13 protein-coding genes are annotated in these 13122 nt (G+C 57.3%); 5 read left to right on the top strand and 8 right to left on the bottom strand.

Translation table 11 applies throughout. The features are described from left to right. Positions 1-53: 53 nt before the first annotated feature. The 7 genes from J3P88_RS05945 to rplM all read right to left on the bottom strand — a co-directional run bounded on the left by J3P88_RS05945 (position 54) and on the right by rplM (position 4931). Positions 54-467 (bottom strand): ClpXP protease specificity-enhancing factor, encoded by a 414-nt coding sequence (locus J3P88_RS05945; protein ID WP_053124982.1) that lies wholly within the window; start codon positions 465-467, stop codon positions 54-56. A gap of 16 nt (positions 468-483) precedes the next feature. Next, on the bottom strand, positions 484-1101 hold the full coding sequence (locus J3P88_RS05940) for a glutathione S-transferase N-terminal domain-containing protein (protein WP_003178195.1): 618 nt from the start codon (positions 1099-1101) through the stop codon (positions 484-486). A gap of 151 nt (positions 1102-1252) precedes the next feature. Next, positions 1253-2035, bottom strand: a complete 783-nt coding sequence (locus tag J3P88_RS05935) for a cytochrome c1 (RefSeq protein WP_186729579.1) — start codon at positions 2033-2035, stop codon at positions 1253-1255. Continuing rightward, on the bottom strand, positions 2035-3246 hold the full coding sequence (locus J3P88_RS05930) for a cytochrome b (protein WP_186705118.1): 1212 nt from the start codon (positions 3244-3246) through the stop codon (positions 2035-2037). The genes J3P88_RS05935 and J3P88_RS05930 overlap by 1 nt, the downstream gene beginning before the upstream one ends. Next, positions 3246-3839: a ubiquinol-cytochrome c reductase iron-sulfur subunit gene (gene petA / locus J3P88_RS05925; RefSeq protein WP_039591565.1), complete on the bottom strand. Its 594-nt coding sequence runs from the start codon at positions 3837-3839 to the stop codon at positions 3246-3248. The genes J3P88_RS05930 and petA overlap by 1 nt, the downstream gene beginning before the upstream one ends. 256 nt (positions 3840-4095) lie before the next feature. Beyond that, the gene (rpsI, locus tag J3P88_RS05920; protein WP_003205364.1) at positions 4096-4488 is read right to left on the bottom strand and encodes a 30S ribosomal protein S9; all 393 of its coding nucleotides are present in this window, start codon (positions 4486-4488) and stop codon (positions 4096-4098) included. A gap of 14 nt (positions 4489-4502) precedes the next feature. Beyond that, on the bottom strand, positions 4503-4931 hold the full coding sequence (gene rplM / locus J3P88_RS05915; protein ID WP_003205365.1) for a 50S ribosomal protein L13: 429 nt from the start codon (positions 4929-4931) through the stop codon (positions 4503-4505). A 245-nt stretch (positions 4932-5176) separates the two neighbouring features. Between rplM and J3P88_RS05910 the strand changes: the two genes are divergently transcribed. Next, positions 5177-6217, top strand: coding sequence for an NADP(H)-dependent aldo-keto reductase (locus tag J3P88_RS05910; protein WP_053124986.1), 1041 nt, complete (start codon positions 5177-5179; stop codon positions 6215-6217). A gap of 116 nt (positions 6218-6333) precedes the next feature. Here the strand turns inward: J3P88_RS05910 and J3P88_RS05905 are convergent, their stop codons facing one another. After that, positions 6334-7470, bottom strand: a complete 1137-nt coding sequence (locus J3P88_RS05905) for an acyl-CoA dehydrogenase family protein (protein WP_434574418.1) — start codon at positions 7468-7470, stop codon at positions 6334-6336. A gap of 244 nt (positions 7471-7714) precedes the next feature. On the opposite strand from J3P88_RS05905, the gene J3P88_RS05900 reads away from it, so the two are divergent. The 4 genes from J3P88_RS05900 to J3P88_RS05885 all read left to right on the top strand — a co-directional run bounded on the left by J3P88_RS05900 (position 7715) and on the right by J3P88_RS05885 (position 13069). After that, on the top strand, positions 7715-8611 hold the full coding sequence (locus J3P88_RS05900; RefSeq protein WP_186705196.1) for a GlxA family transcriptional regulator: 897 nt from the start codon (positions 7715-7717) through the stop codon (positions 8609-8611). A 204-nt stretch (positions 8612-8815) separates the two neighbouring features. Beyond that, complete coding sequence (locus J3P88_RS05895) at positions 8816-10762, top strand: flavin monoamine oxidase family protein (RefSeq protein ID WP_434574417.1); 1947 nt, start codon at positions 8816-8818, stop codon at positions 10760-10762. A 186-nt stretch (positions 10763-10948) separates the two neighbouring features. Next, on the top strand, positions 10949-11836 hold the full coding sequence (locus J3P88_RS05890; protein ID WP_434574416.1) for a nitrilase family protein: 888 nt from the start codon (positions 10949-10951) through the stop codon (positions 11834-11836). Positions 11837-11851: 15 nt separating this feature from the next. Then, positions 11852-13069 (top strand): hypothetical protein, encoded by a 1218-nt coding sequence (locus tag J3P88_RS05885; protein ID WP_434574415.1) that lies wholly within the window; start codon positions 11852-11854, stop codon positions 13067-13069. Positions 13070-13122 lie beyond the last annotated feature (53 nt).

The raw sequence follows: 13122 nt of genomic DNA, 5'->3' as shown, positions 1-13122 counted from the left end.
CTTAACCAAGTTGCAGACTCTCACACGACCAGTGACTGGCACTTATCTACAACCTACTTCACCACTTTCAAACTCGGCCGCCCGCTAGGACGCGGCGGCTCGTCATCCGGTGGCGGCAAATCATCATCCGGCTCGAACTCTTCCTCACCGTCCAGCGGCGCTTCCAGCTCGAACACCATGCCCTGGCCATTCTCCCGGGCATAAATGCCCAGGATCGCAGCAACAGGCACGTACAGGGTATGCGGCACACCACCGAAGCGCCCTTCGAAACTGACAGCGTCGTTATCCATGTGCAAATGACGCACGGCGGCTGGCGACACGTTCAGGACAATCTGCCCGTCATTGGCAAAACCCTGCGGCACCTGCACCGACGGAAACTCGGCATTGACCAGCATGTGCGGGGTGCAATCGTTGTCCACAATCCACTCATAGAGCGCGCGGACCAGATAAGGTCGACTGGAGTTCATAGCGGCTCCCTAAGCCTTAGCGCATGTCGCGTTCGACACCAGACAGACTCGCCTGGAATGCCTCACGCGCAAATTGGCGCTCCATATAATCAAGCAGCGGCTTGGCAGGCCGCGGCAGTTCGATACCCAGAATCGGCAAACGCCAGAGTATGGGCAATAGGCAGCAATCCACCAGACTTTGTTCCTCACTGAGGAAAAACGGCTTGTCGACGAACAGCGGCGATACGCCTGTCAGGCTTTCACGCAATTCCTTGCGCGCCACGACCCGCGCCGGCTCCTTGGTCCGGGAATCCAGGATCAAGTCCACCAACCCGCACCAGTCACGCTGGATGCGATGGATCAGCAAACGGCTGTTGGCACGCGCGACAGGATAAACCGGCAGTAAAGGTGGATGCGGATAACGCTCATCCAAATATTCCATCACCACAGTCGACTCCCACAACGCCAGGTCACGATCGACCAAGGTGGGCAGGCTGCCGTAAGGGTTCACCTCGATCAGCTTCGGCGGCTGACGGCCCGCTTCGACGTAAATGATCTCGGCGCTGACACCCTTCTCTGCCAGTACGATGCGTACCCGGTGGGAATAGTGGTCGGCGGGGTCGGAGTAACAGGCCAACCGATTGGTCACGCCCATGGCGATCCTCCTCGCTTGTTGAAATTATCGAAAAACGGAAAAGCGAGCGCGCCCAGAGGGCGCCTCCCGTAACACCTGGCTGGCCAGGCTAGTTACATTTTCAGAGACGCCCTTGGGCGCGCACGATTAACAGCAATGGCTTACAGCTTTATCAATGCACGTCTTTCCAGTATTCACGCTTGAGCAGGTAAGCGAATACGAAGAAGAACGCCAGGTACAGCAATACATAGGTACCAATGCGCTGATGTTCCAGCTTCACCGGGTTGGCCGAGTAGGCCAGGAAGGTCACGAGGTTCTTGACCTTCTCGTCAAACTGCTCCGGGGTCAGGCTGCCGGTGTTCGGCAATACGGTCAGCTGGTCGCAAGCTTCGTGAGTCAACGCGGAGCCGGTCAGCGGATCGAATTGCTTTTTACCGTCTTCAACGATCTGGACCTGTTTGCAGCCTACCACCTGGCGACCCTGGAGGCCGACCAGAACGTTAGGCATGCCGACGTTCGGGAAGACCTTGTTGTTCACGCCCCATGGACGCGAAGGATCTTCGTAGAACGAGCGCAGGTAGCCGTAAAGCCAGTCGGTGCCACGCACACGGGCAACCAGGGTCAGGTCCGGCGGCGCGGCGCCGAACCAGGTCTTGGCGTCCGCCGGCTGCATGCCGATGTTCATGTGATCACCCAGCTTGGCACCGGTGAACACCAGCTTCTCGAGCATCAGCTCATGAGGGATGCCCAGGTCATCGGCAACACGCTCGTAGCGCTGGAACTTGGCACTGTGGCAACCCATGCAGTAGTTGGCGAACGTACGGGCGCCGTCCTGCATGGCCGCCTTGTCGGAAACATCGATGTCGACTTTTTCGAGCTCCGGACCACCGTGTTCAGCCGCGAAGGACAGTACAGGCATAGCAGCAAGAATCAGTACAGCAAATAGCTTTTTCATCAGCCAGTCACCCTTTCCGGAACCGGTTTGGTCTTCTCGAGCCTGGTGTAGAACGGCATCAAAATGAAGTAGGCGAAATACAGGAAGGTGCAGACCTGCGACAGCAGCGTCCGGCCCGGTGTCGGTGCCAGTACGCCCAGCACGCCCAGGATCACGAACGAGACGCAGAACACCACGAGCCAGATCTTGCTCAGCCAGCCTTTGTAGCGCATCGACTTGACGGGACTGCGGTCCAGCCACGGCAGGACGAACAGCACGGCGATGGCCGCGCCCATGGCGATAACACCCAGCAGCTTGTCCGGGATCGCCCGCAGAATCGCGTAGAACGGCGTGAAGTACCAGACCGGGGCAATGTGCTCAGGGGTCTTGAATGCGTTCGCCTGCTCGAAGTTCGGCTTCTCGAGGAAGTAACCGCCCATTTCCGGGAAGAAGAATACGATGGAGCAGAAGATGAACAGGAAGACCACCACGCCGACGATGTCTTTCACGGTGTAGTACGGGTGGAAGGCGATGCCATCCAGCGGTACGCCGTTCTCGTCCTTGTGCTTCTTGATATCCACGCCATCCGGGTTGTTCGAACCGACTTCGTGCAGCGCGAGGATGTGCAGCACCACTAGGCCGAGGATCACGATCGGCAGGGCCACGACATGCAAGGCGAAAAAGCGGTTCAAGGTGATACCCGAGATCAGGTAGTCACCACGGATCCATTGGGTCAGGTCGTCGCCGATGACCGGGATCGCACCGAACAGCGAGATGATCACCTGGGCACCCCAGTAGGACATCTGGCCCCACGGCAGCAGGTAACCCATGAAGGCCTCGGCCATCAGCGCCAGGTAGATCAGCATGCCGAAGACCCATACCAGCTCACGAGGCTTCTGGTACGAACCGTAGAGCAAGCCACGGAACATGTGCAGGTAGACCACGATGAAGAACGCCGAAGCGCCGGTGGAGTGCAGCAGACGCAGGATCGAGCCGTACTCGACGTCGCGCATGATGTATTCGACGGAGGCGAACGCTTCTTCCGCCGACGGGGTGTAGCTCATGGTCAGCCAGACACCGGTGACGATCTGGTTGACCAGAACGAGCAGCGCCAGGGAGCCAAAGAAGTAGAAGAAGTTGAAGTTCTTCGGGGCGTAGTACTTGCTGAGATGGTCTTCCCACATTTTGGTCGCGGGAAAGCGCGCATCAACCCAATCCATAAGTTTGCTCATCACGCTTTCTCCGTATCGACGCCAACGACAATGATGTCATCGGTTTCATAGGAATGCGGGGGAACTGGCAGGTTCAGAGGTGCAGGCTGCGATTTGTAGACGCGACCGGCCAGGTCGTAGTGGGAGCCGTGGCAAGGGCAGAAATAGCCACCGACCCAGTCCTTGCCCAGATCGGCAGGGGCCACTTCAGGACGGAACGTTGGCGAGCAACCCAGGTGCGTGCAGATACCGATCAGCAGCAGAACCTCTGGCTTGATCGAACGCGTTTCAGGGTTGACGTATTCCGGTTGGACCGAGTTCTTGGAGGACGGGTCGGACAACTGACCCTCGATCTTTTTCAGATTCCCCAGGATTTCCTCTGTACGGCGGACGATGAACACCGGCTGGCCGCGCCACTCAGCAATCATCTGCTGGCCTGGCTCGATCTTGCTGACATTCACTTTCACCGGTGCACCTGCGGCTTTCGCCTTGGCGCTGGGAAACCATGACCCCACGAACGGGACCGCAGCCCCCACCGCTCCTGCAGCACCCACCACGGATGTGGCTGCTACCAGGAAGCGACGCCGGCCTGCATTCACGCCGTCATTGCTCATTCAGTCCTCTCCCATCAGCTTTGTGGCCTGTTAGATCAGGCGTCTACTAAGTAAAAATCTGAACTTATAAAAATTTTGCCGAATGGTAATGAAAAGCCCCAATTCTGACAAGGTAATTACCAAGCGGCCAAACCGCCAAGCCTTGTAGTATAGGGGCTCTACGAATGTGGCAAGTTGTCACAGAGCAATTCTTTTGCCCATAAAAAAACGCCCAGCTCCGTGAGGAACTGGGCGCCTTTTGAAAGCGGAAGCGAAATTAACGCTTCGAGTACTGCGGACGCTTACGCGCTTTACGCAGACCGACTTTCTTACGTTCAACTTCGCGAGCATCGCGAGTTACGAAGCCGGCTTTGCGCAGAGCACCACGCAGAGTCTCGTCGTAATCCATCAGGGCGCGAGTGATGCCGTGGCGGATTGCGCCAGCTTGACCACTTACACCACCACCGATAACAGTGACGTAGATGTCGAATTTTTCGACGGTCTCGGTCAGTTCCAGCGGCTGACGAACTACCATGCGGGCAGTTTCGCGGCCGAAGAAGTTATCCAGGGAGCGGTTGTTGATGGAGATGTTACCAGTGCCCGGACGCAGGAAAACGCGTGCGGTTGCAGTCTTGCGACGGCCAGTGCCGTAATTTTGAGTCGCCGACATAATGAACTATTCCGTTAAAACTTCAGTTCTTGGGGCTGCTGAGCAGTATGAGGGTGAGCAGCGCCCGCATAAACCTTCAGCTTACGATACATGTCGCGACCCAGTGGGTTCTTAGGCAGCATGCCTTTAACCGCGGTCTCGATCACGCGCTCAGGGGCTTTGGCGATCAGCTTTTCGAAGTTGATCGACTTGATGCCGCCAGGAAAACCGGAGTGGGAGTAGTACATTTTGTCAGTGGTTTTAGCGCCAGTAACACGTACTTGCTCAGCGTTGATCACGACGATGTAGTCACCGGTGTCAACGTGAGGGGTGTACTCAGGCTTGTGCTTGCCACGCAGACGGCTCGCGATTTCGGTGGCCAGACGACCCAGGGTCTGACCAGCAGCGTCGACGACAAACCAGTCGCGCTTTACTGTTTCCGGTTTAGCAGTAAAAGTTTTCATTCTTTATAGCCTCAGGGGCCGCCCTGTAAATTAGACGGCGGATCTTACTGAATAGTGCGTACTTTGACAAGTCAAAGGCAGCCGGATACAGACGCTTTCGGGGGCTCGGGTCGGCGCGTCCGTTCAACGGCAAGATTCTTCGGCGGCGGCGCATCACTTCCACTGCAGAAAGAGGTGCGCAATTATGCAGATTGCGAAAAATATTTCAACCTGCTTTTATGATTGTTTTGCCCAAGGAGTTCCCGATGGACTATCGCCAGCTAGGCCGTACCGATCTGAATGTCAGCGCCCTGTGCCTCGGCACCATGACCTGGGGTGAGCAGAACAGCGAGGCAGAGGCCTTCGCCCAGATCGAACGCGCCAAGGGTGCCGGCATCAATTTCATCGACACCGCCGAGATGTACCCGGTGCCACCGAAGGCCGAGACCTACGCCACCACCGAGCGCTACATCGGCAATTACTTCAAGAGCCGTGGCGACCGTGCCGACTGGATCCTGGCGAGCAAGATCGCCGGCCCCGGCAACACCATCGACTACATCCGCGACAAGAACCTCAAGCACAATCGCCGCCACATCGTCGAAGCGGTGGACGCCAGCCTCAAGCGCCTGCAGACCGACTGGATCGATCTCTACCAGCTGCATTGGCCCGAGCGCAGCACCAATTTCTTTGGTCAACTGGGCTACCAGCACAAGGCCGACGAAACGTTCACCCCGCTGGAGGAAACCCTCGAAGCCCTGGACGAGCAGGTCCGCGCCGGCAAGATCCGCCACATCGGCCTGTCCAACGAAACGCCTTGGGGCACCATGAAATTCCTCGCCCTGGCCGAGGCCCGTGGCTGGCCGCGGGCGGTGTCGATCCAGAACCCGTACAACCTGCTCAACCGCAGCTTCGAGATCGGCCTGTCGGAAATCGCCATTCGCGAACAATGCGGCCTGCTGGCTTATTCGCCACTGGCGTTCGGCTTCCTGTCGGGCAAATACGAAAACGGCGCACGGCCCGCCAAGGGCCGCCTGACCCTTTACAGCCGCTTCATGCGTTACTTCAACCCGCAATCGGAGGCCGCCTGCAGCCGTTATGTCGCCCTGGCCCGTGAACATGGCCTGGACCCGGCGCAGATGGCCCTGGCGTTCGTCACCCAGCAGCCGTTCGTGACCAGCAACATCATTGGCGCCACCACGCTGGAGCAGTTGGACAGCAACATCGCCAGCTTCGATCTGAAGCTGTCGGATGAAGTGCTGGCGGGGATCGAGGCGATTCACAAGGATCAGCCGAACCCGGCGCCCTGATCGCCAAGTAAAAAGCCTTCGCGAGCAAGCCCGCTCCCACATAGGATTTGTGATCGACACAAATCCTATGTGGGAGCGGGCTTGCTCGCGAAAGCAATCTTGAATTCACCCCATGATCAAAGCGACCGCGCAATGATCTCCTTCATGATTTCATTGGTCCCGGCATAGATCCGCTGCACCCGCGCATCCGCCCACGCCCGGGCAATCGGGTATTCCCACATGAAGCCGTAGCCGCCATGCAGCTGCACGCACTCGTCGAGCACCTTGCATTGCAGGTCGGTGCCCCAGTACTTGGCCATCGCCGCCGTCGGCACGTCCAACTTGCCTTGCAGGTGCAACTCCAGGCAGCGGTCGACGAAGACCCGGCCAATCTGGATTTCGGTGGCCATTTCCGCGAGCTTGAAACGGGTGTTCTGGAAGTCGGCGATGGATTTGCCGAACGCCTTGCGATCACGGGTGTAGTCCAGGGTCCATTGCAGCGCCGCTTCGGCCGAAGCCAGGCCGCCGATGGCGACGGTCAGGCGTTCCTGGGGCAGCTCTTGCATCAGGTAGGCAAAGCCCATTCCGGCCTGCCCCAGCAGGTTTTCCTTCGGCACGCGGACATCCTGGAAGAACAGTTCCGACGTGTCCTGGGCCTTCATGCCGACTTTCTCCAGGCGCTTGCCCTTCTCAAAGCCCGGGGTGCCCGCCTCCACCAGGAACAGGCTGGTGCCCTTGGCGCCGGCCTTGGGGTCGGTCTTGGCGACCACAATCACCAGGTCCGCCAGGAAGCCATTGGTGATGAATGTCTTCGAGCCGTTGATGACGTATTCATCCCCGTCGAACACCGCCGTGGTCTTCACCCCTTGCAGGTCGGAACCGGCGCCCGGCTCGGTCATGGCGATGGCCGTGACCATTTCGCCAGACACCAGTTTCGGCAGGTACTTGTGTTTCAGCGCTTCGCTGCCGTAATGCAGGATGTACGGCGCGACGATGTCGGAATGCAGCGAGAAGCCGATCCCCGTCAGCCCCAGGCGGCCGATCTCCTCGATCACCACGGTGCTGTAGAGGAAATCCGCGTCGAGGCCGCCATAGGCCTCTGGCAGGTGCGAGCACAACATGCCCGCCTCCCCCGCTTTGTTCCAGAGTTGACGGTCGACATGCCCCTGTTTTTCCCACTGACTGTGGTACGGCACGGCTTCTTTTTCGAGGAAGGTTCGTACGCTGTCGCGAAACAATTCGTGCTCGGGACTGAACAGGGTTCTTGGGATCATGGCGCACCTTTGGTTATTGTTGGGCGTGGTTATCCGACAGAGCCTAAGCCTGCGACGTACGACAGGACACTGGACACATCCGACAAAAAATAAGACGATCCAGCCGTCTGTTGACCACTTTCCCCTATAAAAATAAAGATGAATTATGTCTATGCACGCCTCCACGCCCTTGCGGCGCGTCAGCATCCTGGCAGTCGACCGGGTCTTCGCCTCTACCCTCATGCAAGCCAAGGATTTTTTCCACCTGGCCAGCCTGCGCTATGGCAAACAACTGGGCCACGGCCTGACGCCGGCGTTTGAAACCCGGCTGGTCAGTCCCGATGGCAAACCGGTGAACAGTTTCAGCGATGTGATCATGCCGGTGGACGGTGGCCTGGAAAATACCGACGTCATCATCCTGCCGGCCTTCTGGGATGATTTCGCCGGCCTCTGCCAACGTTATCCCCAGGTCTTGCCCTGGCTGCGCGAACAACACGCTCGCGGCGCAGTCCTCTGCGGCGAAGCCACCGGGGTGTTCTGGCTGGCCGAGGCCGGGCTGCTCGACGGCAAGGAAGCCACCACTTACTGGCGCTTCTTCAATGCCTTCAAGGAGCGCTTCCCCCAGGTGCACCTGAACCAGGACAAGCACCTGACCGACGCCGACAACCTGTTCTGCGCTGGCGGCACGACCTCAGCCTGCGACCTCTACATCTACCTCATCGAACGCTTCTGCGGCGCCAACGTGGCCCAGGCCGTGGCGAGGGACATCCTGTATGAAGTGCAACGCAGCTATTCGCCAGGACGGATCGGCTTCGGCGGGCAGAAACTGCACCAGGACGTGATCATCCTGCAGATCCAGCAATGGCTCGAAGAGCACTTCGCCGATAAGTTCCGCTTTGAGGACGTTGCCCGGGAGCATGGCATGAGCATCCGCAACTTCATGCGCCGCTTCCAGACCGCCACGGGCGACAAACCGCTGCATTATCTGCAACGGCTGCGGATCGAAACCGCCAAGGGCCTGCTCTCCGGCAGCCGCAAGAGCATCAAGACCATCAGCTACGAAGTCGGCTACGACGATGCGAGTTTTTTTGCGCGGCTGTTCCGGCAACACACCGACTTGTCGCCAAACCAGTATCGGCAGCAGTTTCAGCAGGCGGCGTAGGCCGAGGGTTTGGCAACGATCCACTGTGGGAGCGAGCTTGCTCGCTGCCTTTGATCGTGCGCACGACGCAAGGCCGACCTTCTTGCACATTCCTACATAAAAAGCGGAACGCGGAGCGCCTAAGCACTGGATTTCGCTCACATACACTGCCGTGTGAACACCGCAACATCACTCCCTGAACAACATCATCAGGGAAGAGCAACAATGACCATCGGATCAAGCTATGACTACCCCGCCTCCGCAGCTAGGGAAATCGCTCGGACTAAGCGTTCGGGTGGCAGAAAATGGGCGGCTCGCTTTCCAAACCCACCCGATTTATGCTTCGACTACAGGGCGTTGGTCGAGCAGAAAAATGGCATCGCCAAGGCCACTGATCCACAACACAGAATTTGCATCATAGGCGCCGGCATCACCGGATTGACTGCCGCCAGAGAGCTTTATCGTTGCGGATTCACCCATATAACCTTAATAGAGCAATCCAGGCGCATAGGCGGCAGGCACCTGACCGTACCCGGAAGCAAACACTCCACCGCGAGCCATACCCCCTTTGAGATGGGCGCGATGCGCATGCCTTTCTTTAACCGGACGGGTGAGCCGCCGACAGAAGGGCGGTCGATGTTGGCTTATTACGCAAAAACGTTTGATTTATCGACTTCGGACTTCGCCAATCCAGGAAGCCAATGGGTCCGCTCGACGGGTATTTACCTGCGCGAGGGTAGCATTGGCGGCGAATCGACTCCGCAAATGCAAATCTGGAAAAATGAAGACGGCCATACACCACCTCCCGGCAGAGAATTGCAAAAGGTCTATTCCAAGTGGAAAACCTTTGCCGACCGTATGACTCGACACGTCGCGGAGGTTTACGCCAGCGATGGGTGGGAAACCATGTGGGCCGCTATTGTTTCAAGGTACGAGGGCGTTTCGTTTCGCGACTTGGTGACTATGCCGGCCTTAAAAACCTGGAATGAACGCTCACCGGGGGACTTTGGCGGGATGGGAATGTCCCTGGAAGAGTCCGCGATTTTCTATGCGATCGGCATAGGCGATGGCAGCTGGGGTGCCTTCTATGACGTCTGCTCGCTTTATCCCCTGCGTACCGCCATCTTCGGATTCAGCAGCCACCTGCAGCTGATTCATGGTCGGGTGGATTCGACGGGGGACCCGCTCGCTTCGCCCTACCTGCATAGCGAAGCCGTGTTTGACTCCAAGGGCCTGATTTTCGACAGCCCCCGCTACATCGGGCTAGGGGCGCTGAACGAGTGCCTGTTATTCATGAAAACCGATGAAACTCGAAAGTCTTTTTATGAACACTGCCTCGAAGGAAACGACGGTCTGCTTACAGATTCATCCGTAACAAAACTGGTAAAACTGGCCAACCAAAAGACGCGCGTCCACTTCGAGTGGAAATACAGCCAGCCCGAACAGACCCAACACCGTTTCGAGGATTTCGACTCAGTCATCATGACGCTGCCCTCGTGGCTGATTGAAACTCGTATCGAGCTTGAAAACTTCACCCCCAAAATGCTCCCCTTCGAGACAATCAATGCCTATAAAACCGCTCATTGGGAGACCAGTTGCAAAGTCTTTGCGCCATTGAAAAAGTCATTTCTTTCGAAAAACAGCAAAATTCCACAGGCCATCGTCACCGACAGCTTCATTCACGACGTCTACACCTATCGCTACAACGACCACTACAGCTACGACTGCATTCTGCTGAGCTATACGTGGGAAGACGATGCCACCAAACTCGCGTCATTCAGCGACAAGGAGCTTGTCAGCAAGTGCGCCAGGGAGCTGGATCGAATACTCATGAAATGTACCAATATCCAAGAGAGGATTTCGCCCTACATCGGACTCGACCAAGCCGTGGTCCAACGGTGGATAACCGATAAAAACTCGCTGGGTTGTGCAAAGTTATACCGACCAGGTACCTACTACGACGCTGTGAGCCTGATGAAGTACAACAGGGATTTTGGCCATCATTCGGGCCTGTATTTTTCCGGAGAATCGTTTTCCGTGGACGCCGGCTGGACAGAACCTTGCTTTCGAGGCGCCGTCGATGCCGTCATCCACATCTGCGACAAAACCGCTGCGATCTTCAATGGCGGATTCTCCCTGAACGACTACCCGCACTATAAGCTTGGAACCTGATCCTGGTCCGCTTAGCGCCATGCACGTTTGTGCATGGCGCTGCCGATTCACCAATCCTTTCAATTACTCATCTTCAGAAGCTGCCTACAACCTGTACGGAAACGGCCGACTTACACCCCTGCCTGTTTAGCCTCTCATATACACGCCACTACACAGCGTGAATAACAATAAAAAGAGGTTACCCCAATGAGCGAGCCAACCAGCCCTGTTCGTGTCGCCGTCGTGCAATTCGACCCACAGGTAGGCATCACCAATCGAGAAACCAATCTGCATCGCAGCCTTGCACTGGCGCAGAAAGCGGTCGACGGCGGTGCCAATCTCATCGTCCTGCCCGAACTATCGAATACTGGCTATTTCTTCCACAACCGACAGGATGCGTTTGAACACGCCGAGTCGATCCCCGACGGGCAAAGCGTGCAGGCCTGGATGGACTTCGCCCGCCAGCACCAGATCTACCTGGTAGCCGGTTTGACGGAGCGCGAAGGCATGCGGCTCTTCAACACTGGCGTCTTGGTGGGGCCTGACGGCTTCATCGGCAAATACCGAAAGGCACATCTGTGGAATCTGGAAAAACTCTGGTTCACGCCAGGTGATTTGGGCTTTCCAGTGTTTGAAACAGCTATAGGTCGCATCGGGTTGTTGATCTGTTGGGACATCTGGTTTCCGGAAGTGCCGCGAATTCTCAGCCAGCAAGGCGCAGACATCATATGCAGCTTGAACAATTGGGTCTGGACGCCACCGCCTCTGTTTGATGATGCCGGCAAATGCATGGCGTCCTACCTGACGATGACAGCCGCTCACGTGAACAATGTATTTATCGCAGCGGCAAGTCGCATAGGGGAAGAGCGAGGTGCTCGCTACCTAGGCTGTTCGCTAATCGCGGGCACCAACGGTTGGCCGATTGGCGCGGTAGCTTCCGCTGACCAGCAAGAAGTCCTGTTTGCCGATATCGACCTGACCAGCTCCCGTAGCGCGGCCATCTGGAACGACTTGAATGATCTACACCGCGATCGTCGATCTGACCTATACGATCAGATGCTCGGTTATACCCAGCACCCTTGTCTGCCACGTTGATAAGAGAGCGACCCGATGGAAACTGCAAGCGAAAAGCTCGAACAACCCCAGCAGACTGCAAGATCACTACTGGACGTTGCCATCGTTTTGCTGATGCTCGGCACGATAATGCTGGTCATCTGGCTTTCATTCACCCACAGCGCTTCCTGGCCTGCCCATTGGCCAGACTACAGCCACATGGTATCGAACCTGCCACAGCCCACTGCCTGGTTACGCTGGGTATTGGGCGATATCAGCGAGGTTGCCTTTTACAAACATGAGTTCGCCTCTATTGGATTACTAGCCGGGGCCTACCTGGCGTACCGGGCCAATTGGACCGGAAAAGCCTGGCAAGGTTTTTCCATCTGCTATGGCAGCGGCCTGTGGCCGTGGCTGGTCACCAGCTCATTGCTGGGGCTCTTGCTGAGTAACCTTTTGTGGGGCTGGACAGTGACAGCCACGACTTGGCAGCCCACATTTGCGGCTTTCGTTTCATTGCCAGCGGCGATGGTGCTGATGTTTGGCGGCGGCTGGAAGATCGCGATAAATGGCGCAATCATGGGTGCCCTGCTGGTTACCCCTGCATGTCTATTGATCGTCAACTACGCCTGCAATCCGCTCGGCTTGCCCGTCGTGATTGGCAATGTCTCGGGAATGGCTGTCGCCAGCGTCATTGCCTTCCTGCTCTGTCGCTACGTGCCAAGCCTTATGCAGTCGCAGGCTCAAGCAGAGTCATCGGAATCAGAACCACAACCAGCCCTCACCCTCACGAAGAAACCTGACTACGGTGTCGTCTGGAGCTTACGCCGGGTCTTGGCGGACTTTTCGGAGGCGCCGTTTTTCGGCAATGAGTGGGCCAGCCTCGGGCTGATAGTGGGTGCATTACTGGCTTATAGCTTGAACCCTATGAGCCCTGCCTACGGCTCGGGCTTGCTCCTTCAACTGATCGGTGCCCAAGCATTGACCTCGGCTCTGGGCGTGATCATCTGGCGTCGACAATGGATACTACGCGGGTGGTACCCCACCTACATACCGTTGGTATCCGTCGTACCGGCGGCGGTTTTGACCTACGGCGGCAGTTGGCTGGTCATTGCTTCAAGCGCTTTGCTGGGCGCATTGATTGCGCCGCCGCTGGCGTGCGCAATTGCCAAACGGTTACCCGCTGACATGCATGCCTACATCGCCAATGTCCTGTCCATGGCCATCAGCACCCTGCTAGTCGTTCCGTTTATCGGATTTCTGATGATCAGCTGAGCCTTCCATCCCATGGCTGTATTGCCGCCCCTGAGGCGCGTACAGCCAATTCC

This window comes from Pseudomonas sp. Z3-6, assembly GCF_051131985.1.
Classification (GTDB): Bacteria; Pseudomonadota; Gammaproteobacteria; order Pseudomonadales; family Pseudomonadaceae; genus Aquipseudomonas; species Aquipseudomonas zanjanensis.
This window is presented reverse-complemented; position numbering and strand designations above follow the sequence as displayed.

What these genes read in the sequence shown, in the direction of transcription:
- J3P88_RS05945 (WP_053124982.1), bottom strand. Translation starts at nt 467, where the DNA reads ATGAACTCCAGTCGACCTTATCTGGTCCGCGCGCTCTATGAGTGGATT.
- J3P88_RS05940 (WP_003178195.1), bottom strand. Translation starts at nt 1,101, where the DNA reads ATGGGCGTGACCAATCGGTTGGCCTGTTACTCCGACCCCGCCGACCAC.
- J3P88_RS05935 (WP_186729579.1), bottom strand. Translation starts at nt 2,035, where the DNA reads ATGAAAAAGCTATTTGCTGTACTGATTCTTGCTGCTATGCCTGTACTG.
- J3P88_RS05930 (WP_186705118.1), bottom strand. Translation starts at nt 3,246, where the DNA reads ATGAGCAAACTTATGGATTGGGTTGATGCGCGCTTTCCCGCGACCAAA.
- petA (WP_039591565.1), bottom strand. Translation starts at nt 3,839, where the DNA reads ATGAGCAATGACGGCGTGAATGCAGGCCGGCGTCGCTTCCTGGTAGCA.
- rpsI (WP_003205364.1), bottom strand. Translation starts at nt 4,488, where the DNA reads ATGTCGGCGACTCAAAATTACGGCACTGGCCGTCGCAAGACTGCAACC.
- rplM (WP_003205365.1), bottom strand. Translation starts at nt 4,931, where the DNA reads ATGAAAACTTTTACTGCTAAACCGGAAACAGTAAAGCGCGACTGGTTT.
- J3P88_RS05910 (WP_053124986.1), top strand. Translation starts at nt 5,177, where the DNA reads ATGGACTATCGCCAGCTAGGCCGTACCGATCTGAATGTCAGCGCCCTG.
- J3P88_RS05905 (WP_434574418.1), bottom strand. Translation starts at nt 7,470, where the DNA reads ATGATCCCAAGAACCCTGTTCAGTCCCGAGCACGAATTGTTTCGCGAC.
- J3P88_RS05895 (WP_434574417.1), top strand. Translation starts at nt 8,816, where the DNA reads ATGACCATCGGATCAAGCTATGACTACCCCGCCTCCGCAGCTAGGGAA.
- J3P88_RS05890 (WP_434574416.1), top strand. Translation starts at nt 10,949, where the DNA reads ATGAGCGAGCCAACCAGCCCTGTTCGTGTCGCCGTCGTGCAATTCGAC.
- J3P88_RS05885 (WP_434574415.1), top strand. Translation starts at nt 11,852, where the DNA reads ATGGAAACTGCAAGCGAAAAGCTCGAACAACCCCAGCAGACTGCAAGA.